The organism is Methylobacterium nonmethylotrophicum, from assembly GCF_004745635.1.
In the GTDB taxonomy this organism is placed as follows: Bacteria; Pseudomonadota; Alphaproteobacteria; order Rhizobiales; family Beijerinckiaceae; genus Methylobacterium; species Methylobacterium nonmethylotrophicum.
The window spans coordinates 113,966-134,913 of the sequence record NZ_SRLB01000002.1 but is presented as its reverse complement, the minus strand read 5'-3'; the positions used below and the strand labels follow the sequence as shown (position 1 = coordinate 134,913).

At 69.8% G+C, this 20,948-nt stretch carries 20 protein-coding genes; 11 read left to right on the top strand and 9 right to left on the bottom strand.

Features of this window, described 5'->3' with window-relative positions; genetic code table 11:
- Positions 1–286: 286 nt before the first annotated feature.
- From EU555_RS03365 to EU555_RS03345, 5 genes are all read right to left on the bottom strand, one after another.
- Positions 287–919, bottom strand: a complete 633-nt coding sequence (locus tag EU555_RS03365) for a DUF2272 domain-containing protein (RefSeq protein ID WP_135413040.1) — start codon at positions 917–919, stop codon at positions 287–289.
- A gap of 27 nt (positions 920–946) precedes the next feature.
- Positions 947–1,777 (bottom strand): hypothetical protein, encoded by an 831-nt coding sequence (locus EU555_RS03360; protein WP_135413039.1) that lies wholly within the window; start codon positions 1,775–1,777, stop codon positions 947–949.
- A 366-nt stretch (positions 1,778–2,143) separates the two neighbouring features.
- The gene (locus EU555_RS03355; RefSeq protein ID WP_135413038.1) at positions 2,144–3,034 is read right to left on the bottom strand and encodes a sulfurtransferase; all 891 of its coding nucleotides are present in this window, start codon (positions 3,032–3,034) and stop codon (positions 2,144–2,146) included.
- Between the two features lie 159 nt (positions 3,035–3,193).
- The gene (locus tag EU555_RS03350; RefSeq protein WP_135413037.1) at positions 3,194–4,333 is read right to left on the bottom strand and encodes an acyl-CoA dehydrogenase family protein; all 1,140 of its coding nucleotides are present in this window, start codon (positions 4,331–4,333) and stop codon (positions 3,194–3,196) included.
- Positions 4,334–4,369: 36 nt separating this feature from the next.
- Positions 4,370–4,927, bottom strand: a complete 558-nt coding sequence (locus tag EU555_RS03345) for an OsmC family protein (RefSeq protein WP_135413036.1) — start codon at positions 4,925–4,927, stop codon at positions 4,370–4,372.
- A gap of 289 nt (positions 4,928–5,216) precedes the next feature.
- Here EU555_RS03345 and EU555_RS03340 point away from each other — a divergent pair, with 289 nt between their 5' ends.
- The 5 genes from EU555_RS03340 to EU555_RS03320 all read left to right on the top strand — a co-directional run bounded on the left by EU555_RS03340 (position 5,217) and on the right by EU555_RS03320 (position 9,726).
- Positions 5,217–5,885, top strand: coding sequence for a TetR/AcrR family transcriptional regulator (locus EU555_RS03340; protein WP_245524118.1), 669 nt, complete (start codon positions 5,217–5,219; stop codon positions 5,883–5,885).
- Positions 5,886–5,977: 92 nt separating this feature from the next.
- Positions 5,978–6,895, top strand: coding sequence for an SDR family NAD(P)-dependent oxidoreductase (locus EU555_RS03335; RefSeq protein ID WP_135413034.1), 918 nt, complete (start codon positions 5,978–5,980; stop codon positions 6,893–6,895).
- 164 nt (positions 6,896–7,059) lie between these two features.
- Positions 7,060–8,535, top strand: a complete 1,476-nt coding sequence (gene zwf, locus EU555_RS03330) for a glucose-6-phosphate dehydrogenase (RefSeq protein WP_135413033.1) — start codon at positions 7,060–7,062, stop codon at positions 8,533–8,535.
- A 257-nt stretch (positions 8,536–8,792) separates the two neighbouring features.
- Complete coding sequence (locus EU555_RS03325; protein ID WP_135413032.1) at positions 8,793–9,470, top strand: invasion associated locus B family protein; 678 nt, start codon at positions 8,793–8,795, stop codon at positions 9,468–9,470.
- A 61-nt stretch (positions 9,471–9,531) separates the two neighbouring features.
- Positions 9,532–9,726 carry a hypothetical protein gene (locus tag EU555_RS03320; protein WP_135413031.1) on the top strand — a complete coding sequence of 65 codons (195 nt, stop codon included), beginning with the start codon at positions 9,532–9,534 and terminating at the stop codon, positions 9,724–9,726.
- A gap of 226 nt (positions 9,727–9,952) precedes the next feature.
- On the opposite strand, the gene purH is transcribed toward EU555_RS03320, so the two are convergent.
- Positions 9,953–11,554 carry a bifunctional phosphoribosylaminoimidazolecarboxamide formyltransferase/IMP cyclohydrolase gene (gene purH / locus EU555_RS03315; RefSeq protein WP_135413030.1) on the bottom strand — a complete coding sequence of 534 codons (1,602 nt, stop codon included), beginning with the start codon at positions 11,552–11,554 and terminating at the stop codon, positions 9,953–9,955.
- 267 nt (positions 11,555–11,821) lie between these two features.
- Between purH and EU555_RS03310 the strand changes: the two genes are divergently transcribed.
- Both EU555_RS03310 and lanM read left to right on the top strand, forming a co-directional pair.
- Complete coding sequence (locus tag EU555_RS03310) at positions 11,822–13,144, top strand: hemolysin family protein (RefSeq protein ID WP_135413029.1); 1,323 nt, start codon at positions 11,822–11,824, stop codon at positions 13,142–13,144.
- Between the two features lie 140 nt (positions 13,145–13,284).
- Positions 13,285–13,707 carry a lanmodulin LanM gene (gene lanM / locus EU555_RS03305; protein WP_135413028.1) on the top strand — a complete coding sequence of 141 codons (423 nt, stop codon included), beginning with the start codon at positions 13,285–13,287 and terminating at the stop codon, positions 13,705–13,707.
- A 65-nt stretch (positions 13,708–13,772) separates the two neighbouring features.
- On the opposite strand, the gene EU555_RS03300 is transcribed toward lanM, so the two are convergent.
- Positions 13,773–14,006: a hypothetical protein gene (locus EU555_RS03300; RefSeq protein ID WP_135413027.1), complete on the bottom strand. Its 234-nt coding sequence runs from the start codon at positions 14,004–14,006 to the stop codon at positions 13,773–13,775.
- 363 nt (positions 14,007–14,369) lie between these two features.
- Here EU555_RS03300 and EU555_RS03295 point away from each other — a divergent pair, with 363 nt between their 5' ends.
- Together EU555_RS03295 and EU555_RS03290 are read left to right on the top strand one after the other, a co-directional pair.
- Positions 14,370–15,410 carry an adenylate/guanylate cyclase domain-containing protein gene (locus EU555_RS03295; protein WP_205820771.1) on the top strand — a complete coding sequence of 347 codons (1,041 nt, stop codon included), beginning with the start codon at positions 14,370–14,372 and terminating at the stop codon, positions 15,408–15,410.
- 662 nt (positions 15,411–16,072) lie between these two features.
- Positions 16,073–16,504: a Ros/MucR family transcriptional regulator gene (locus EU555_RS03290; RefSeq protein WP_135413026.1), complete on the top strand. Its 432-nt coding sequence runs from the start codon at positions 16,073–16,075 to the stop codon at positions 16,502–16,504.
- Between the two features lie 87 nt (positions 16,505–16,591).
- On the opposite strand, the gene EU555_RS03285 is transcribed toward EU555_RS03290, so the two are convergent.
- Positions 16,592–17,386, bottom strand: a complete 795-nt coding sequence (locus tag EU555_RS03285; RefSeq protein WP_135413025.1) for a DUF1194 domain-containing protein — start codon at positions 17,384–17,386, stop codon at positions 16,592–16,594.
- A gap of 240 nt (positions 17,387–17,626) precedes the next feature.
- Here EU555_RS03285 and EU555_RS03280 point away from each other — a divergent pair, with 240 nt between their 5' ends.
- Complete coding sequence (locus EU555_RS03280; RefSeq protein ID WP_135413024.1) at positions 17,627–18,391, top strand: restriction endonuclease; 765 nt, start codon at positions 17,627–17,629, stop codon at positions 18,389–18,391.
- A gap of 65 nt (positions 18,392–18,456) precedes the next feature.
- On the top strand, positions 18,457–19,275 hold the full coding sequence (locus EU555_RS03275; RefSeq protein ID WP_135413023.1) for a ComF family protein: 819 nt from the start codon (positions 18,457–18,459) through the stop codon (positions 19,273–19,275).
- A gap of 5 nt (positions 19,276–19,280) precedes the next feature.
- On the opposite strand, the gene EU555_RS03270 is transcribed toward EU555_RS03275, so the two are convergent.
- Complete coding sequence (locus EU555_RS03270; protein WP_135413022.1) at positions 19,281–20,540, bottom strand: MFS transporter; 1,260 nt, start codon at positions 20,538–20,540, stop codon at positions 19,281–19,283.
- Positions 20,541–20,948: the final 408 nt, after the last annotated feature.

The window sequence follows — 20,948 nt, the reverse complement described above, 5'->3', positions numbered from 1 at the left end:
CCTGGCGCCTCGGCCTGGGTCGATCACGGCACCGCGTGAGTCTGCGGGAGGACATCACGGGACGGTATGGCCATACGGCCTTCCGACCTCGTCACGATGTGACTGCCGGTTCATCCAGTCCGATCCGACAGGCGCCCGCTCGCGCCGCCGTGACAGAGAGACGATGCGCGCGCGGGATGTCGCAACGGGCCGACCTGAGGCGGTACGACAGTCGATGAGATCGTCGGCGTCGCCATGCGCGCCGGCGATCTGCATGAAAAGACGGATCGCTGTGAGTGATTCGGTCTCAAAGCGTGCATTCAATGATGCAAATCAGGTCATTTTTGTCATCGAGCGTGCCGTCAGGTTTGAGTTTCCACGTCTTCTGGCCGACTGTGTCGACTGAGACGTTGCCGCCGATGGTCGTCAGCGAGCCGGCATCGACGGACACGACGATGTCGGAATGGCTGGGAATGAAGTTCCCTTTCGGAACGATCTTGCTGCCATAATGCTTGAAGAAGTTCGAATATCGGACATTGCTGCCGGATCCGCGACCTGCATTGATCAGGTCGCCGACCTTGGGTACGTAATGCGCGGGGTCGCGACCGAGGAACTTCGCAGTCGCGCTGGGGCCTTGAGCATCCCGGAGCGCCTTCGCGACATAATGGCAATGGCCTTCGTGGTAGTAAAATTCAGCGCCGGCGCCGCTTCTCCTCATGATGTAGGAAATGAAGGCCGATGACCAGGCAGGGCGGAAAGGATCTCCGTTTTTATCCTGGTAGACCGTTCGGCCGTCGATATGGGCATTCTTGAGTCCATAGCTCCAATACTCGCCGACATAGCGATAGTAGGGATCGTTGGTCTCACGTCCCGTGCCGTTTTTCCAGCGGGTGAGTTGCTTCCGGCATTCATTGGCAACTGCCGTCGTAAATTGTGACATGATCTCCCCCTTCCAAATATTCAAATTCTATTTTACATATGTGTAGAGAACGACCGGCCTTCGCATGTATCCCCACCGCCTTTTATGGTCCTTCTTGGATCCAGGGCAGCCGCTGACATAGCTGGTGAGCTGGACCTCGATGGGATCAGCTGCGCCCCTGGACCTCTGAAGCGCGCAATCGGCCGTGGCCGAACTGGAGTTGCGGATCCGCGCGTTGACGATCGCCTCGGTGATGTCGCGCTTGTCCTGGCGTACCGCGGTGACGCTCGGCATCCAGTAACGGTTGAGCCACCGGTTGATCACCCACTCCTGTGCGGCGAAACTACCCAGAGCCGTTTCCGCCACCATCGTGAAGTCGCGCCAGATCTCTCCGCCCTCGCTCGTTTGATTCTGTGCTTCAAAAACTGCGAAAGCGACGCCATTCTTGAGACGCTGAATTGTATTCGTGATAGTCTTGTAATGTCCTGCCGGATCGACGGCGGGCGCAAATTTTTCCAGGAACCGGCCGAGATAGGTACGATCCATGTGCGGCAGACCGACACCGCCGGCCGTCACGCCCATCAGATGCTTTCCGCGTCCGGCAGGCGGACCTTTCCATTGGTCCTTCTCCGGATCGATCAGGTCTGCCGGTGCACCGTGAACGCCCCAATGGGCGACGCCGCAGGCCAGCACGAGCAGCCCGAGATGCGCTTGACTCGTCGGGTCGTCGGGATCGTTCTTGTGGTCTGCAATGATGTCCTTGATGAAGCTGAAATCAAGCTGCTCTCTCAATTGCAAATTTTCTTTCGCGCCCTCCTCCCAATGTCCCTGTTTGAGGAAAGCGAGCAGAACCGTCTTGTCAACGGTGACCACCGACATGCTCGCCTCTCATCTATGCAAAGATTTCTTGTCTGATTCTTTTCTATTCCGTTACAATGAAGCACGGCGGAAGGCTTTGCGCAATAGAGAAAATCCGGCTGTCGATATTTTACTGATTTTCAATAACTGCAAAATTTTTGAAAAATCCAAAAGCAGATTTCATGATTGCACTTGCTCATAAATAGGATGTAAAAAATCGAATTGATAATAATTCTGATATAATATCTGTTTGCGCCAGCGTTGATGGCTCCCTATATCGGGCGCCAGCCGACCAAAACAGGAAGCCGGACCGGGTGATATTCTCACCTGGTCCGGCTCTTCACTTCTTCGCTGTGCCTTCGCAGGCGTGAGGTCGGCGCTCCGCCGCTACTCCGCCGCCATCGCGACCGGCCCTGCCTTCGCGGCGATCGGCAATCCCTCCTCGATCGGCAGCGCCGGATCGCGCGACCACTCGTTCCAGGAGCCGAAATACAGCTTCACGTCCTGGATGCCGGCCTCCTTCAGGGCCACCAGGGTGTTGGAGGCGCGCGCACCCTTGAAGCAGTAGAGCACCACTGGGGTCTCGGGCGTGATGCCGACCGTGGCGCACTCGGCCAGGATCTCGTTCTTCGACTTCATCATCGGGCCGGCGGCGGTCGGCTTCATCATCCGGTACCACTCGATCCAGCGGGCGCCCGGGATGCGGCCCTTGCGCGGGCAGAAATCCTTGCCGTAGGGCGAGGAGCTCTCGCCGATCCACTCGTCGACGTCGCGGGTGTCGAGCTTGACGACCCCGGCGTCGTCCACGGCCGCCTTCATGGCGTCGAGGTCGACGAAGAGCGCCGCCGCATCCGGGTCGACCGGGAACGATTTGGGCTCGGGCGTCGCCGCCTCGGTCGAGACCGGCAGGTTCTCGGCCGTCCAGGCGGCGTAGCCGCCATGCAGGATCTTCACCTTCGGATAGCCGAGATAGGACAGCAGCGTGTAGCCGCGGCAGGACTGGCCGAAGCCGGACGCCATCGAGGCCTCGTAGACCACCGCGGTCTCGCTCCCCGACAGGCCCGCCGCCCCGAAGGTCTCGGCGAACTTCTCGCGCATCGCCGCGACGCCCTCCGGCGTCGAGGTGGCGAGGTAGGTGAAGATGTCGTGGACGTTGACGGCGCCCGGGATATGCCCGGCGGCGTAAGCCTCCGGGTTGCGGGTGTCGATGACGACCGTGCCGCCGGCCTCCATCATCCGCGTCAGGGTGGCGGGGGTGATCAGGACGGACTCGCTCATGGGATGGGCTCCTCTGGTGCCGGTCGATGAGGGGTGTCTCGTGATCGGGCGGCGACCCGCCTCTTTGGCGCCGTGACCGGCGCGATTGGGCGCCGTGACCGGCGCGAACGGGCGCTCGGAGGCGCAGGAGGTCCGGACCGAGGGAGGTCCGGCGCGAAATCAGGCATCCATGTCGGCCAGCATCTTCTTGAGCTGCTTGACCGCCGGGGTGACGATGGCGACGAAGTACGCCTCGCGCAGGCGGCGCTGGGCCGCGCCGGTCTGGACGTAGCCCCGCGCCCCGCAATGCAGCATCGCGTGGTGGGCGGCCGCGACCGCGAGCTCGCTCGCCGCGAGCCGCGCGGTGACGACCCGGCGCCAATAGGCCGGGTCCGGGTCGAAGGGCGTCGCGCTCAGGGCCGCGACCTCGGCCTCGAGGGCGGCGAGCTGCCCGGCGACGTCGTCGGGCTGCACGTCGAGGTAGCGGTTGACGTGGCCGAGCGGGCGCTCGACCTCGCGCATCAGCGCGATGCAGGCCCGCACGACGCCGATCCCCATGCCGGTCTGCATCAGCACGAAGCCGGCCCGGATCCGCTTGAGGTAACCGTCGATCGGGTCGGCGAGCAGGTCCTCGTCGGGCACGAACACATTGCGGAGCTGCACCCCGTAGGTGCCTGAGCCGTCGAGCGCCAGGAACCGGCCGCCGTCGACGAGCGAGACGCCCTCCTGGCCCGCGCGGACGATCGCCATGGCGTAGCGCCCCTCGGGCCGGGCGAACACGATGGCGAAGCAGTGCCCGTCGCCGAGATTCGACACCCACGGCAGGGCGCCCGTCACCCGGTAGCCGCCCGCCACCCGCTCGCCCTTCAGCCGGATCTGCTCGATGCCGAAGAAGGTCTTCATCGGGTTCGACAGGCCGGTGCCGCCGAGCACCGTCCCGGCGGCGACCTCGCGTCCAAGGCCGTTGCGCAGGCCGGCATTGTCCGAGCAGCCGAGGTACCAGGCGAGCGCATCCTGGCACCACATGCAGAAGGCGGTGGACAGGCAGTGCTCGCCCGCCGCCGCCGAGGCCTGGATCGCCCCCCAGAGGTCGGCCCGGTCGCCCTCCGGCAAGTGCGAGCGGTAGGCGCCGGCGGCCCCGAAGGCGCGCAAGGCCGCCTCCGGGTAGAAGCCCTCGGCATCGACCTTCGCGACCACGGGCCTGAGGTCGCGGGCGGCGGCCTCTCGCACCGCCTCCAGCATGCCCGCGACGCGGGTGGACTCCGACATGCCCGCGACGCGGGCGGGCCCCGGTTCGGGCCTCGACAGAACCTGCAGCATGGCCTGACGCGTCCGTGGAGGGGAGGGAGGGGGCTTTCAGGCCAGCGCCATCTCGAGGTTGACCGGCCGGGTGAAGGTGTTGGCGACCGGCGACCACACCCGCGCATGGGCGATCAGCGCCTCCAGCTCCTCGCGCGGGCGGTCGGCCTCGAGGGTCACGGCGGCGCGCACGTCGGTGAAGCCCACCGGCTTCTCCGAGAGGTCGCCGGTGCCCCAGACCGCCGTGATGTTGAGGTCGCCCTCGAGCGCGATCTCGAGCTTGAAGATCGTGATGCCCTGCGCCACCGCGTTGGCGTGGATGCCGACCGCGAGGCAGGAGCCCAGCGCCGCCAGCGCCGCCTCGGACGGGTTCGGGGCGGTGTCGTCGCCCAGCAGCCCCGGGGGCTCGTCCACCACGTAGGCCGGCAGGGTGCGGATGAAGTTGAGGTGGCGGAAGCGCCCCTTGGCCACCGTCCGGCACTTCAGGGTCTTGATGACGGTCGGGTCCTCCTTGCCCTTCGCGCTGAGCGCGGCCAGCGCGTCCTTGTCGATCGGCTGCAGGCAGCCGGTCAGGGCCGGTGCGGTCACGGTGGTCTTGAGGGCGGAGCTGCTCATGGTCTCGTTCCCTTCTGGCGGCCCTGGCCTCGGTCGCGGGCCCGGCGTCGTTCTCGGGCCGGTTCGTCGCTCGCGCGGAGACCGACCGGTCTGTCTTCTGCACGGGTCGTGCCAACCCCGTGCCGGGGCAATCTCCCGGGGGATCGGCACTGCCCCGCGCTCCGGATGTCTGGTGCGGCGCAGGACCTTGCTGCAAAACAGATCAGTCTTGCCCGCGCAGCGGGCGCATCGTCTTTGCGGGAGTGACCGGGTTGGACGCACGCGACGGGGCCGGAACGGGGAGAGCGGCGTGACGGCGCAGGCGCAGCCCCTGCCCGCCGTCCTGCCGGGCGAGGATCCCGTGCGCGGCGAGGCGTCGGCGCGGAGCGACGCTCCGCCGCGGGAGCGGCTGTTGCGCGCGGCGACCGAGCTGTTCTGCCGGCACGGCATCCACGCGGTCGGGGTCGACGCGGTGGTGGCGGCGGCCGGCACCGCCAAGGCGACGCTCTACAAGCTGTTCGGGTCGAAGGAGCGCCTGGTCGAGACGGTGCTGGAGGCCGAGGGCCAGGCCTGGCGCGACTGGTTCCTGGGCGGGCTCGAGGCCGGCGAGGCGAGCCCTCGCGAGCGGCTCGACCGCATCTTCCCCCTGCTGGCGGAGTGGTTCCGGGACGAGCGGTTCTACGGCTGCCCCTTCATCAACGCGGTCGGCGAGCACGACAAGCGCGACGACCGCGTGCGCAACCTGACCCTCGCCCACAAGCGCCAGGTGGCGGCGCGCCTGCGCGCGCTGCTCGCCGAGGCCGGCGCTCCCGATCCCGACGCCCTGGTGCACGAGGTCGGCCTGCTCATCGACGGGGCAATCGTCACCGCCCTGGTGACCCGCGACCCGGAGGTCGGCGCGGTCGGCGCCCGGGCGCTCGCGAGCCTCCTGGACAACGCCCTGCCGGGTGCCGCGCCGCGCCGGCGGAAACGGGCCTGACGACGATTTTTCGCGCCGCCGCATGTGGCGTTTCCCGCGAGGGTGCCTACCTGCCGGCCAGGAACCGGCTCACATGTCAGGCGGAGCGCAGCATGACCCACCACCCCGCACTCGCGAAGGGCCGCGTCGCGGTCGTCACCGGCGCGGCGAGCGGCATCGGTCTATCGGCCGCCACGGCCTTCGCGCAGGCCGGGATGCGGGTGGTGCTGGCCGACTTGGCCGGCGAGGCCCTGACCCGGGCGGCCGCGGAAGTCGGCAGTGCCGCGCCAGGGGCGGGGGCCGACGTGCGGGCGGTGCCGACGGACGTGACGAAGCCGGAGGCGCTGGCGGCCCTGCGCCGCGAGGCCGAGTCCCTCGGGCCCGTCTCGCTGCTGATGGCCAATGCCGGCATCGAGGCCGGCGGACGCTTCTTCTCGGATGCCGCAACCTGGCACCGCATCATCGACACCAACCTGTGGGGCGTGATCAACGCCATCCAGGCCTTCGTGCCGGCGATGATCGAGTCGGGGCAACCCGGGGCGGTGATCGTCACCGGCTCCAAGCAGGGCATCACCACGCCGCCCGGCAACACGCCCTACAACGTCAGCAAGGCGGGCGTGAAGGTGACGACCGAGGCGCTCGCCCACGAGCTTCGCGAGAGGAATTCCCCCGTCACCGCCCACCTGCTGATCCCGGGCTTCGTCTATACCGGCCTCACCCGCGCCCGCGGGGTGACCGAGAAGCCGGCCGGCGCCTGGACGCCGGAGGAGACCGTCGCCTTCATGCTGGAGAAAATGGCGGCGGGCGACTTCTACATCCTGTGCCCGGACAACGAGACCACCCGGGAGATGGACGAGAAGCGGATGCGCTGGTCCTCCGACGACGTGGTCCGCAACCGCCCGGCCCTGTCCCGCTGGCACCCCGACCACAAGGCGGCCTTCGCGGCCCACATGGAGGCGCCGCTGGAGGGCGGCAGCACCGGGGCCGATGGCGGGGTGAAGGCGGCCGCGGCGACGCCGGCCTCGTTCTGAGAGGAGGGGCGCCCGGCCTACTCCTCTCGTCCCGCCGCGCCCTCATCCCGAGGTGAGCGGGACGAGCCGCGCGACGCAGCCGGGCGCATGCCGCGCCCGCCTGAGACATGAGCTGGCCGCAGCCTTGCAGGGGAGGCCGGCGAGAGCGGGAGACCCGTCACCCGATGCCCAAGATCATTCCCGTCGCCCCCTTCGACGCCGTCGTGTTCGGCGCCACCGGCGACCTGACGATGCGCAAGCTCCTGCCGGCACTCTATTACCGGTTCCGCGACCGGCAGATCCCGGAGGAGAGCCGCATCATCGCGGCGGCGCGCAGCCATTACGGCACCGGCGAGTACCGGGATCTCGCCGCCGCCGCGCTCGAGCGCCACGTCCCGGCGGCCGACCGCGATCCCGAGGCGGTGACGCGCTTCCTCGACCACCTGGCCTACGTCTCGGTCGATGGGGCGGGCGAGGCGGGCTGGGAGGATCTGGCGAACCTGCTTGCCGAGCATCCCGACCACGTGCGGCCCTACTACCTGGCCACCTCGCCGAGCCTCTACGGCGCGATCTGCCGCAACCTCAGCGCCCACGGGCTGATCGGCGAGCGCTCCCGCGTGGTGCTGGAGAAGCCGATCGGCCACGATCTCGCCTCGGCCCGCGCCATCAACGACCAGGTCGGCAAGGTCTTTCCCGAAAGCCAGATCTTCCGCATCGACCACTATCTCGGCAAGGAGACGGTGCAGAACCTCCTGGCCCTGCGCTTCGCCAACACGATCTTCGAGCGGCTGTGGAACGCCGACGTGATCGACCACGTGCAGATCACCGTGGCGGAGACGGTCGGGGTCGAGGGCCGCGGCGGCTACTACGACACGTCGGGCGCGCTGCGCGACATGCTGCAGAACCACATGCTGCAGCTCCTCTGCCTGCTCGGCATGGAGAGCCCGCTCTCCCTCGACGCCGACGCGGTGCGCGACGAGAAGCTGAAGGTGCTCCGCGCGTTGAAGCCGATTCCGGCCCACGAGGTGCCGCACCGCACGGTCCGCGGCCAGTACGTCGCCGGCGCGGTGAACGGCCAGCCGGTGCCCGGCTACATCGCCGATCTCGCCGAGAACCGCTCGAGCCTCACCGAGACCTTCGTGGCCCTGAAGCTCGAATTGATGACGCCGCGCTGGGCCGGGGTGCCGTTCTACCTGCGCACCGGCAAGCGGCTGCCGCAGAAGGTGTCCGAGATCGTCGTCCAGTTCCGCTCCTCGCCGTTCAGCATCTTCTCGGACGAGTTCGCTCGCGAGCCGAACCGCCTGGTGATCCGGCTGCAGCCGCAGGAGGGCATCAAGCTCGAGGTGATGACCAAGGAGCCGGGCCCCGGCGGCATGCGCCTGCGGGCGACCGGCCTCGACATCTCGTTCGAGGAGACCTTCAACCAGCGCTACCCGGACGCCTACGAGCGCCTGCTGATGGACGTGGTGCGGGGCAACGCCACCCTGTTCATGCGCCGCGACGAGGTCGAGGCGGCCTGGGCCTGGGCCGACACCCTGCTCAACGCCTGGGCCGACCGCCCGGAACCGCCGCGCCCGTACCCGGCCGGAACCTGGGGGCCGACGGCCGCCATCGCCCTGATCGAGCGCGACGGGCGCACATGGCACGAGGATATCGGCTGACGCCGATATCCCGGCACGAGGCTCTCGGCTGACGCCGTTATCCCGGCACGAGGCTCTCGGCGGGCGCCGGTTCCGGCACGAGGACACCGGACGGCAAGGGGACGTTCCTTGGAATAATCCCAAGATATCTCAATGGCATGGCGGTGGGCACGGGCTTCCGGCGGCTTTCCTTCCGGCCCGCGTGGCTCTAGAGGAGCCGCGAGACAAAAGAGCCCGATTCGCCGCTCCGGCGCGGACGGGTGCCGAGGATTTTCGTCATGCCGCCCTGCCGCCGGTCGCTCGCCCGCCTCCTCGTCCTCTCCTGGCTCCTGATCGGGCCGGCCCACGCCCAGGAGGAGCCGGCCGGCGACGCGCCCGCGGCCGAGGCCCCGCACAGGGCCGCCCCGAAGCCGGCGCACCGCCGCCCGCCGGCGCCGAAGCCCGCGCCTGCGCCCGCCCGTGCCGAGGCGGCGCCGGCTCCCGCGGCGGTGGCGGCCCCGACCGGCGCCTGGCCGAACGGCGCGAGCGCGGTGAGCGAGGTCTACGGCGACTGGACCATCAGCTGCAGCCGCGAGAACGACAAGCGCCAGTGCCAGCTCTCGCAGGCGCAAGGTGTGGCCCAGACCGGGCAGCGCCGCTTCAGCATCGAGCTCAGCCCGCCCCAGGACGGGCGCAGCAACGGCCTGCTGCTGATGCCGCTCGGCCTCGCGATCGATCCCGGGGTGACCTTCAAGCTCGACGACGCGACCCTCGGCAAGGGCGCGCCCTACACCGCCTGCGTCCAGGCCGGCTGCCTCGTGCCGATCAGCTTCCCCACCGTCGCCACCGACGCGATGAAGACCGCCGTGAACCTGCGCGTCACCGGCACCAAGCCCAACGGCGAGTCCGAGACCATCACGGTGCCGCTCGCCGGCTTCGCCGCGGCGCTCGCCCGGATGGGTCAGCTCCTGGGTTAGCGATGCCGGGGCCGAGGACCGTCTTTACGAACCGCTCAGGCTTTTCGGCGAGGCTGTCGTCATGACCGCCCTCGACACCGCCTCCCTCGCCGCCGGCGCCGCGACGCTCCAGGGCGCCGCCTTCAGCCAGCAGATCGCGACCCTTGCGGTCCGCCGCCAGCTCGATGCCGAGCGCGACGTCGCCGGGCTGGTGGCCCAGGCCGCGACCGCCCCGGCCCCGCCGGGGCAGGGGCAGGTGCTCGACATCAGGGTGTGACGGAACGCGCGCCTGACCGAGCAACGCCATCGGGCGTTGCTGTCGAAGCGCCAAACCCTCGGATGACCCGAATTCCGCCTGGTCTGCTCCAGTGAGATTAGACCACGGGAGAGGGGAGGAGCGCTTTATTCTTATTTTTATACGAGTGGATCAGGGGTAAGCCGCACGAGAAATCGGCGTGAGAACAGGCCACAGCTGAACGGCCCATCCTACGCCGCCGGGCTCTTTAGTGCCGGAAGTGGCGGTGGCCGGTGAGCACCATGGCGAGGCCGGCCTCGTCGGCGGCGCGGATCACCTCGTCGTCGCGCATCGAGCCGCCGGGCTGGATCACCGCGGTCGCACCGGCCTCGGCCGCCGCGAGCAGGCCATCGGCGAAGGGGAAGAATGCGTCCGAGGCCACCACCGCGCCGCGGGCGAGGCTCTCGGGCAGCCCTGCGGCCTTCGCGGCTTCGGCCGCCTTCCAGGCGGCGATGCGCGAGGAATCGACCCGCGACATCTGACCGGCGCCGATGCCGACCGTGGCGCCGTCCTTGGCGTACACGATCGCGTTCGACTTCACGTGCTTGGCGACCCGGAAGGCGAAGCGCAGGTCCGACAATTCGGCCTCGGTCGGAGCGCGCTTGGTCACGACCTTGAGCGGCATGTCGTCGACCACGGCGTTGTCCCGGTCCTGCACCAGGAAGCCGCCCGCCACCGTACGGAAGGCCTGGCCCGGCGCACGGGGATCGGCGATCCCGCCGGCGGTGAGGAGGCGCAGGTTCTTCTTCCCCGCCACGATCGCGACCGCCTCCTCGGTGGCGTCCGGCGCGATGATCACCTCCGTGAAGATCTCCACGATCTTCCGGGCCGCCTCGGCGTCGAGCGTCCGGTTGAGCGCCACGATGCCGCCGAAGGCCGAGACCGGGTCGCAGCGCAAAGCCCGCTCGTAGGCGGCGAGCAGGCTTGATCCTTCCGCGACGCCGCAGGGGTTGGCGTGCTTGACGATGACCACGGCGGCCGTGCGGGCGGGGTCGAACTCGCTCACCGCCTCGTAGGCGGCGTCCGTGTCGTTGAGGTTGTTGTAGGACAGCTCCTTGCCCTGGAGCTGGCGCGCGGTCGCGACGCCCGGCCGGGCGGCGCCGGCGGTGCGGTAGAACGCGGCCTTCATGTGCGGGTTCTCGCCGTAGCGCAGCCCCTGGGCCAGCGTTCCTCCCAACGCCTGGAAGGTCTGGGCCTCGGGCGCCGCCTCGATCTCGCCGGCGAGCCAGGTCGCGATGGCGGCGTCGTACGAGGCGGTGCGGGCATAGGCCTTCTGGGCCAGGCGCCGGCGGGTCGCCCGGGTCACGGCGCCGTCATGGGCGTCGAGGTCGGCGAGCACCGTCGCGTAGTCGGCGACGTCGACCACCACCGCGACGTCCTCGTGGTTCTTGGCCGCCGCCCGGATCATCGCCGGCCCGCCGATGTCGATGTTCTCGATGCAGTCGTCCGCCGGCTTGCCGGCCGCCAGCGTCGCCTCGAAGGGATAGAGGTTGACGACGAGGAGGTCGATCGCCGCGATGCCGTGGGCGAGCATCGCCGCCTGGTGCTCGGGGTTGTCGCGGATGGCGAGGAGCCCTCCGTGCACGCCGGGATGCAGCGTCTTGACCCGCCCGTCCATCATCTCGGGGAAGCCCGTGAGATCGGAGACCTCGGTCACCGCCAGCCCCGCCTCGGTGAGCGCCCGGTGTGTGCCGCCGGTGGAGACCAGCGTCACGCCGCGGGCCGCGAGGGCACGCGCGAACTCCACCAGCCCGGTCTTGTCGGAGACGGAGAGGAGCGCGCGGGAGATGCGGGAGAGGTCGCTCGCCATGATGATCGTCGGGTCTTTCGGTCGTGGGGCGCCATTCGGCAAAACGCGAGCCGGCGCAGGATTTTCCGGCGCGCCTAGCATGAAACCGCCGGACGAGGCCAGATGTTGCAATGCGGGAGAGCCGTGCCCTGCCGTCTGACCCGGCGGCATCGGCCGTGGAGGACCGGCCGGGCGGGCGTCTGGCGGATAGGCTCCGGGGGGCAGACTTGCTATGAGGGAGCCGGCCGCGCCCCGCCCCGGGAGCGGCCGGTCGCGCCACGGGAGGCGGTGATTTTCTCCGACAGTCCTTGGGGGACGGGCCTCGGCCTGTTCGCCATCGTGTTCCTGGTCTTCGCGAACGGGTTCTTCGTCGCGGCCGAATTCGCCCTCGTGGCGGTGCGGCGCAGCCGGGTCCAGGAGCTCGTGGCCGAGAAGCGGGCCAATGCCGGCGCGTTGCAGCGCGCGGTCGAGAGCCTGGATTCGCATCTCGCGGCGACGCAGCTCGGCATCACCATCTCGTCCCTGGCGCTCGGCTGGGTCGGCGAGCCGGCCCTGGCCCACCTGATCGAGCCGGTCCTGTCGTGGCTGCCGCAGGGCGTGGGCAATCTCGGCGCCCACGCCATCGCGGTGGTGCTCTCCTTCGTGATCATCACCGCGCTGCACATCGTGCTGGGCGAACTGGCGCCCAAGAGCCTGGCGCTCCAGCGCAGCGAGCGCACGGCGCTCGCCATCGTGCGGCCGCTGCGCCTGTTCCTGCTGGTCTTCCGCCCGGCGATCTCCTTCCTCAACGGCCTCGGCAACGGCGTGCTGCGCCTGTGCGGCCTGCAGCCCGGCTCGGGCGAGGGCGCGCTGCACTCCACCGCCGAACTCTCGCTCCTGGTGGCGGCGAGCCAGGAGGCCGGCCTGATCCAGGAGGCCCAGCAGGAGGCGGTGCAGCGCATCTTCGGCATCGGCGAGCGCCGGGTGCGGGACATCATGACCCCGCGCCACGAGGTCGACTGGATCGACGTCGAGGACCCGCGCGAGGCGGTGCTGGAGACGATCCGCGCCTGCCGGCACGAGCAACTGGTGGCGAGCCGGGGCGAGATCCACGAGATCGTCGGCGTGCTGCGCAAGCAGGACGTGCTCAACCAGCTCCTCGATGGGGCACCGATCAGCGTCGACGCGATCATCCGCGAGCCGATCGTCGTCCACGAGGCGATGCCGATCCTGCGGGTGCTCGAGACCTTCAAGGCCAAGCCCGTCCGGATGGCGATCGTCGTCGACGAGTATGGCAGCCTGGAGGGCATCGTCACCCAGACCGACCTCCTCGAGGCGATCGCCGGCGACATCCCGGAGACCGACGACGAGGAGCCGATGGTGGTCGAGCGCCAGGACGGCTCGCTGCTGATCGACGGGATGATGCCGGCGGTCGACGCCTTCGAGCGCCTCGGCTTCACCGAGCGGCCCGACACCGACGACTTCTCGACGCTGGCCGGCTTCGTGATCTACCAGCTCGGCCGCATCCCCACCGCCGGCGACGGATTCGAGCGCAGCGGCTGGCGCTTCGAGGTCGTCGACATGGATGGCCGCCGGGTCGACAAGATCCTTGCCGAGCGGGTCGAGGCCTGAGGCCGCGAGGCCTCACGCCTCCCCTGCGTCAGACAGGGTTGCAAAGCTTCGGCGCCCGGCTAGGTATCCGGCCGACGGATCATCCCGGGTCGCCCCCCGCCAGGGTCGGGCGCCCCTGTCGCGCACCGGAGACTTCACGCATGAGCCCGACACCCAAGAGCCCGACCCGGACCCTCCTCATCGCCGCCCTGGCGGCGGCACCTCTGGCGCTGCCGGCGTCGGCCGAGGCCAAGCCGAGAGGCGACCGGACCATCGCGGCGGTCGATACCGACTCGGACGGCACCGTCGACCTCGCCGAGGCCAAGGCCGCGGCCGGTGCGGTGTTCGACAGGCTCGAGAAGGATGCCGACGGCACCCTGGACACCAAGGAGCTTCAGGGCCGCGTCAGCCGCAAGGACATGAAGCAGGCCGATCCGGACAACGACGGCACCCTCACCAAGGACGAGTACCTCGCCCTGGTCGAGGCCCGCTTCAAGCTCGCCGATCCGGACAACGATGGCACCCTCGACGCCAAGGAGATGCGCAGTCCGGCCGGCAAGGCCCTGGCGCGGCTGCTGAAGTGAGGAGGCTGTCTGTGTAGCGATGGTGGAGGGGCGGCCCTCGCCGGGCCGCCCCGTTGAGCGTCAGGTCAGTCGCAGCGCTCGCTGCGGACCGTCTTGCTGTCACCGTACTCGTTGGTCTTCTTGACCGTCTTGGTCTCGCAGCCGCCGACCGAGCCGGTCGACTCGACCGAGCGCTTCTCGATCACGGTGCTGCGCTCGACCGGGGCGGAATCGCGCCGGATCACCGTCACATCCTCGGCGAGGGCCGGGACCGTCACGAGAGCCGCCAGGGTGGCGAGGGTGGCGAGGCGGACAGACATGGTCGTCTCCAGTCTTGAGCATTCAATCGTGCTGAAGAACGCCATGGTCAAGCCGAGGGTTCCGCAGGCGCCGGCAAGTCGACCGCCGGCAAGTCGAGCGGCGACGGGTCGGGTGCCGCCGTTCCGCTGGCGGCTCGTCCGGCCGAGGCGTCGCAGGCCGGCCCGCACCGGTCGCCCGATGCCCTCAAAACGGCGTGAATCGCGGCTGAACTGACCGGCGCGCCGCGAGCCGGGACCCGAGCCGTGCCGGCCCAGGAGACCACCACCGTGCCCGCAGCCGGCCCCGTCGACCGCAGCGCTCCGGCGGAGCCGGCACGGGCCGGCCTGCCGGCGCGCCTCGCCGCGTCCTGGCGGACGATCCGGCTGCCGCTGCCCCAGCACGCCTGGTTCTGGATCGGCATCCTGCTCCTGAGCGCCGGGGCCGGGCTGCTCTACGACGCGCTGTTCCAGAACGGCATCCCGCTGGTGGCGGCGATCCACGGCTTCTTCATCGGCGCCTGCGCGCTGCTGATGGAGCGCGGCACCCTGCTGCCGCGCCTGCAGGCGCGCCTGCGCCGCCTGCCGACCTTCCTGTACGTGCCGATCGCCGAACTGGCCTATGTCGGGATGATCACCCTCGGGCACGCCACCGGGGGCGTCATCGTCTGGAGCACCGGCTTGAGCCCGGAGCCCTTCGCCGAGGCGGTGGTGCCCTCGCTGCGGGTTCTGGTCTACGCGCTGGCGGTCTCGGCGCTTCTCGTGTTCGTGGTGCGGATGCGCGACCTCATCGGCGCCGAGGTCTTCGTCAACCTGCTAATCGGCCGCTACCATCGCCCAGTCGAGGAGGAGCGCATCTTCCTGTTCGTCGACGTCGTCGGCTCGACCGCCTACGCGGAGACGCACGGCGCCCTCAGGACGCAGGCCTTCCTCGGCGCCGTCTTCGCGACGCTCGCCGAGCCGGTGCGGCGCTGGCAGGGATCGACCGACGACTTCATCGGCGACATGGCGATGATCACCTGGCCGATGGCCCGCGGCCTCCAGGACGCCCGCTGCGTCGCCTGCGTGCTGGCGATCCAGGAGAGCCTGGCGCGGGACGCGGCGGCCTGGCAGGAGCGGTTCGGCGCCGTGCCGCGCATCCGTGCCGCCCTGCATGGCGGGCCGGTCGTCACCGCCGAGGTCGGGGTCGACCGGCACAAGATCGCGTATTTCGGCGATGCGGTGAACGTCACGGCGCGGCTCGAAGCCCTGTGCCGCACCCTCGACGCGCCGCTGCTGATCTCCGGCGACCTACTCGCCAAGCTCCCGCGGCTGCCGGACGGCGTGCGGGCGCGCCCCCTCGGCGAGCACGCCGTGCGCGGGCGCGACCAGGTCCTGGCGGTCGCCGCCCTCGAGCAGGCCCCGCGCGCCGCCCGCGCGGCCGCCTGACCGGGCCGCAAACCGGCCACGAGGCGGGATGGCCCTCCCATCTCTCCTAGGTCCGACGGCCGGCTGCCGCTGTGTCTCCGCGCCGGGTATCAGAAGAAGGCCTGGGTCATTGGCGGGAACCGCCTCCAGGATAACATTTGTTACTCTCCGAGCAGGCCGGGAGCTGTCTGTCCACGAACTCCTTGCCACCAGAATGCCGGTTGTGGTCAATGGGTTGGCGCGTGATGGAATTGGAGCGTGGTTTATGTATCGATAACCATCGTCAGGCGTTTCACTATCTAACGGTTGCTGCCGCACCAACATTTCCTGCTACCGGGCATCGGGCCCGGACGGCATATGTTCTTGGGCTTGTCCGAAAGGTGCTGCCCCCTCCATGAGCCATAAGCCAAAGAGGATAGGGTGCGCGGCTCCGGGGCGTCCGAGTTCGGCGGTCCCGGCGCCAACGGTGAACTCAGCACAACCACACCGACAGCCGGCTTCAACAAGAGTTTCGGCCGGCGATTGACGGAGGGTGGCGGCCGCTTCTTTTTCCTCTTGCGAGATCGGCCCCGACATCATAGTTGCGTCCGGAAGCAAAGACAGACCGGCCCTGCGGCATGCGAGTCCTGAGGCCGGAATGTCTAAGCGTCTTGCGGATCTACCCTGAGCAGAGGGCCGGCGTGATGAGTGAGAGTGGAGCGTCGACGGACCATATCGGGCTTGCCGCCGACATCGTGGCGGCTTTCGTGAGCAACAACTCGGTGCCGGTCACCGAGCTGCCGGGCCTGATCGCCTCGGTCCATTCGGCTTTGGGCGGGCTCGGCAACGGCGCGGCTGCGGAGCCGGCCGAGCCGCTCACCCCGGCAGTCCCGATCAAGAAATCGATCATGCCGGACTACCTCGTCTGCCTCGAGGACGGCAAGAAGTTCAAGTCGCTGAAGCGGCACCTGCGCACCCGCTACGGCCTGTCGCCCGAGGAGTACCGGGCGCGCTGGAACCTGTCGCCCGACTACCCGATGGTGGCGCCGAACTACGCCGCCGCCCGCTCGGAACTGGCCAAGACCATGGGGCTGGGGCAGCAGCGGCGTAAATCCCAGCGCGGCGGCGAGGGCTGACGGGCCCGCCTCGCGGGCGGAGCCGGGTCGGCCCCGAGCCGAACGACCTCCGCACGATGCACGTTGAAGTAGAAAGCGCGAGAGGCCCTAATCCCAGTCCGGGTTGGGGCGCTCGCCGATGAAGCAGTTGGCCCGGGGCTCGCCCTGGGTCCGGCGCAGCAGCGGGCCGGTCTCCAGGCCCGCCACCTCGCGGATGATCTTGGTGCGAATCGCTGCGGCGAACTGGTCGCGCTCGCGCACCGGCACCATGAAGCTGCCGCTGCCGCCGATGACGCAGTCGCGGTAGTAGAGGTCGAGGTCCTTGATGTCCCAGGGCCCGCTCGGCTCGCGGATCATGAGCGGCAGCCCGTTGATGACGATGCCCTGCCGGACGGCGTCGTCCCGCGCCTTGGTGACGGAGCGGCCCTGGTTGTTCGGGCCGTCGCCCGAGACGTCGATCACCCGCCGCGTCGCCTCGAAGCCGCTGCCGGCGAGGAGCCCGGCCGAGAAGTCGATGGCGCTGGCGATCGAGGTCCAGGTCGAGCGCCGCGGCGGGCTCTGGTCCAGCTTGTCGGCGAAGCCGGCCGCCTCGCCGGGCCCGGAGATCACCGTCCAGGGCACCACGATCCGCTGGTTGCCCACCCCCGCCCATTCGACGTAGGTGACGGCGATGCGGCCGACCATGCCCTGGCGGATCGCCTGATGCACCGCCGGGTTGCGGAAGGCCGCGACGTAGCCCTCGCGCTGCACCGCCTGCTCGTCGCCGGTCATCGACAGGGAGACGTCGACGGCGAGGACCAGCGCGACGTCGACCTCGACCGGGGCGTCGCCGGCCCGGACGGGCGGCCCGGCCGCTCCCGCGGCGAACAGGCAGGCGAGAAGCGCGACGAAGCGTGATCTCATCCGGGGACTCTCCTGCGCCGGCCCGCACGAGGCCCCTGCGAACGGCCAGGATCGGCCGAGGAGATGCCCGAACGCAAGCGCCGCGAAGGCCTTGCCTCGACACGCTCCCGTGAGCCGCGCGAGCGCGTTCTGCTGTGGATGGCCTCCGGGTCCCGCGGAGCCTTAGGCCGGGGGCAAGGGCGGGTCCGCGAGAGTCGCCGGCATCCGGCCGCCCGGGAAGCGGCGCAGAGTTCTCGTCCGATGGCCCGCCCCTCCAGCCTCGCCGATCGCCTGTTCTGGCCCGTGGTGGCCGGGGGCCTGGCGAGCCTGTGGGTCGGCCCGGCTGCGCTCGCCGCCGCCGGCCTCGTGGCGCTGGTGCTCGTCGTGCACCGCCTCGGGCGCGGCGGCCGCTTCCGGCGCCGGGTGCGGGCGCTTGCCCACCGCCACCGCGAGACCCTGGCCCTGCGCCGCCGGCAGGAGAGCTACGTCGATCCCTACGGCAACGAGATCCTCGACGGCTGGCTGCGCGAGCGCAGCTACTTCGCCGAGCGCACGGTTCTGCCGCGGCTCGAGGCCGAGGGCTACGGCGACCTGATCGAGCCGCGCTGGGACGAGATCCTCGCCATCGTCGAGGCGGCGTCCCTGAGCGTCGCGCCGCCCGACGAGGCCGAGGCGCTGCCGGAGGACGGCCTCGCCTACGAGCGCTACTGTGCCGCCCTGCTCGAACGGGCCGGCTGGGAGGCGCGCACCACCAAAGCGGCGGGCGACCAGGGCGCCGACGTCGTGGCGGAGCGCGACGGGCTGCGGCTGGTGGTGCAGTGCAAGCGCTACGCGAAGCCGGTCGGCAACGGCGCGGTGCAGGAGGTGGTGGCGGCCCGCAGCTACTGGAGCGCCGATTGCGCGGCGGTGGTGTCGAATGCCGGCTTCACCCCCGCGGCCCGCAAGCTGGCGGCGGCGACCGATGTGATGCTGCTGCACCACGACGCGCTCCTCGATCTCGGGACACGGCGCAGCCTGCCGCGCTGACGGCTTGCCGCTAGGGCAGGTCCGTTGTTGTCTGGGGCATCCCTCGGCGAGCGGGACCGCCGGTCATGCCGCAACGGAGCAGCGATCCTCCGGAGACCGCCCGGCGCCTGTCGGGGGCGATCCTGCCACGCCTCGCCGGGCTGCCGGGGCTCGTCGCCCGCGGCCTCGTCGGGCTCGTCTACCCGCCGAGCTGCATCGCCTGCGGGACGGCGACGGCGGTGCCGCACGCCCTCTGCGCCGGCTGCTGGAGCGGGGTGCGCTTCATCGAGCGGCCCTATTGCGAGCGGCTCGGCACGCCGTTCTCGGTCGATCTCGGGGCGCCCGGCCTGCTCTCGCCGGCGGCGCTCGCGGATCCGCCGGTCTATGCCCGCGCCCGGGCGGTCGCGCGCTACGACGACACGGCGCGACGGCTGGTGCAGCGGCTCAAATACGAGGACCGTCTCGACCTCGCCGGTGCCCTGGGGGCGATGATGGCGCGGGCCGGCGCCGAGCTCCTGACGGAGGCCGACGTGGCGGTGCCGGTGCCGCTGTGGCGCTGGCGGCTGTGGTGGCGGCGCTTCAACCAGGCCGCCCTGCTCGCGCGCACGGCCACGCGCGGCAGCGCCGTGCCGGTGGCGCCTGGCCTTCTCGCCCGGGTGCGGCGCACGCAGCCGCAGGTGGGCCTGAGCCGCGCCGCCCGGGCCGAGAACCTGCAGGGCGCCTTCCGGGTGCCGGAGGCGGCGCGGCCGCGCCTCCAGGGAAAGCGCGTGCTGCTGGTCGACGACGTGCTGACGACGGGGGCCACGGCGAATGCCGCCGCCCGGGCGCTCCTGCGCGGCGGGGCGGCGGCGGTCGACGTGCTGGTCTTCGCCCGCGTGGTCAGCGACGGGCGCGACGGGCTGTGAGCCGGTCAGGCGCGCTGCACGCCGCCGATGACGCTCGCAGGTGCGGCGGGCGCCGCCTCCACGGCCAGGACCTTGCCGCGGGGCCCGACCCAGGTGCCGACCCACTTGCGCGACCAAAGGGCGAGGCAGCCGAGCACCACTGCCGTGAAGGCGGCGTAGAACAGGAAGCCGGTCGCGAAGCCGCCGGTATACTGCTTCGACAGGCCCATGGCGTTCGGCAGGATGGCGCCGCCGAGCGCCCCGACCTCGCCGATCATCGAGCCCGCGACCGCCGTGTTGGTCGGCCAGCGCAGGGGCACGAGCTGGAACAGGGCGCCGTTGCCGGCCCCCAGGGCCGCGAAGCAGAACATGAACAGCAGCGTGGTGACGAACAGCGTCGGCGCCGCGGTGAGCATCAGGAACGAGCCGACGGCCGCGAGCAGCACCACGGTCAGCACCAGGATGCCGCCGATCCGGTCGGCGAAGTAGCCGCCGAGGATGCGGATGCCGGAGCCCATCAGGGCGGCCAGCATGGTCAGGCGCCCGGCCTCGACCTTGGTGACGGCGAACTGCTCGTAGAAGAAGGTCGGCAGGAAGTTCGACAGGCCGATGAAGCCCCCGAAGGTGATGACGTAGATCAGGTTGAAGGCCCAGCCGTCCTTCTCGAACAGGCAGGAGACGTGCTCCTTGAAGCTCTGGTGCTCGCGGTCCGGCGGCTCCTTGGCCAGCACGATCATCACCACGAGGGGGATCAGCATGAACACCCCGGCGAAGCCATAAACGGCCTGCCAGCCATAGGCCTGGGCGAGCGGCGGCGCGAACAGCACGGCGAGCACGGTGCCCGAGTTGCCGGCACCCGCGATGCCCATCGCCAGACCCTTGTGCTGGGGCGGGAACCAGCCCGAGCCGAGCGAGAGCGCCACGCCGAACGAGGCGCCGGCGATGCCGAGCAGCACGCCCATGGCGAGCACGTCGTTGAACGAGTGTACCAGGAAGAAGCCGTAGGCCATCGCCAGGATGATCAGCGACATCTCGGTGATCGCCGCGTTCTTGCGCCCGATATATTGGGCGAGCACGCCGAGCGGGAAGCGCATGATCGCGCCGGCGAGAATCGGCAGCGAGATCATGAAGCCGGTCTGGGCCGGCGTCAACTTGTAGGTCTCGGTGATGAACGGGCCCATGGCACCGTTGAGCACCCAGATGGCGAAGCAGAAATCGAAGTACAGGAACGCGGCGAACAGCGTCGAGGGATGACCCGACTTCATGACGGTCTTGAAACTGGCCATGGTTGGAGCCTCACGCACAGCCCCCGCGGGGGGTCTTCATCGCGCTTCAGGGGATGGGAGCCGCGTCCCGGTGCATCCCGGTCACGAACCCCCAGTCTGTCGGACATCCCTGTCCAAGGCTCGGGCGTCTTTGCCCCGCGGGCCGTGCGGCCAGCCTGCGGGGGAGTTTGCAGCTTTCGTGCCAGGTGATCAGAGAGGGCGCGAGAAGATCTTGCGCCTACGGCCTGCCACTCAGGAAGGCACGCGCTGCCGCGTGGGGCGGCAATGCGAGGCCCTGCTTGGGTGGAGGCCGTGATCGTCGACTCTGGCGCGCCTATCGAGGGTGCACGTCTCGCCTACGACTCAGCACCAATTCGATTCGGAGCCTGTTTGATTTACGTGGATAGAAGCGCGAAGAAATTTTCTGTC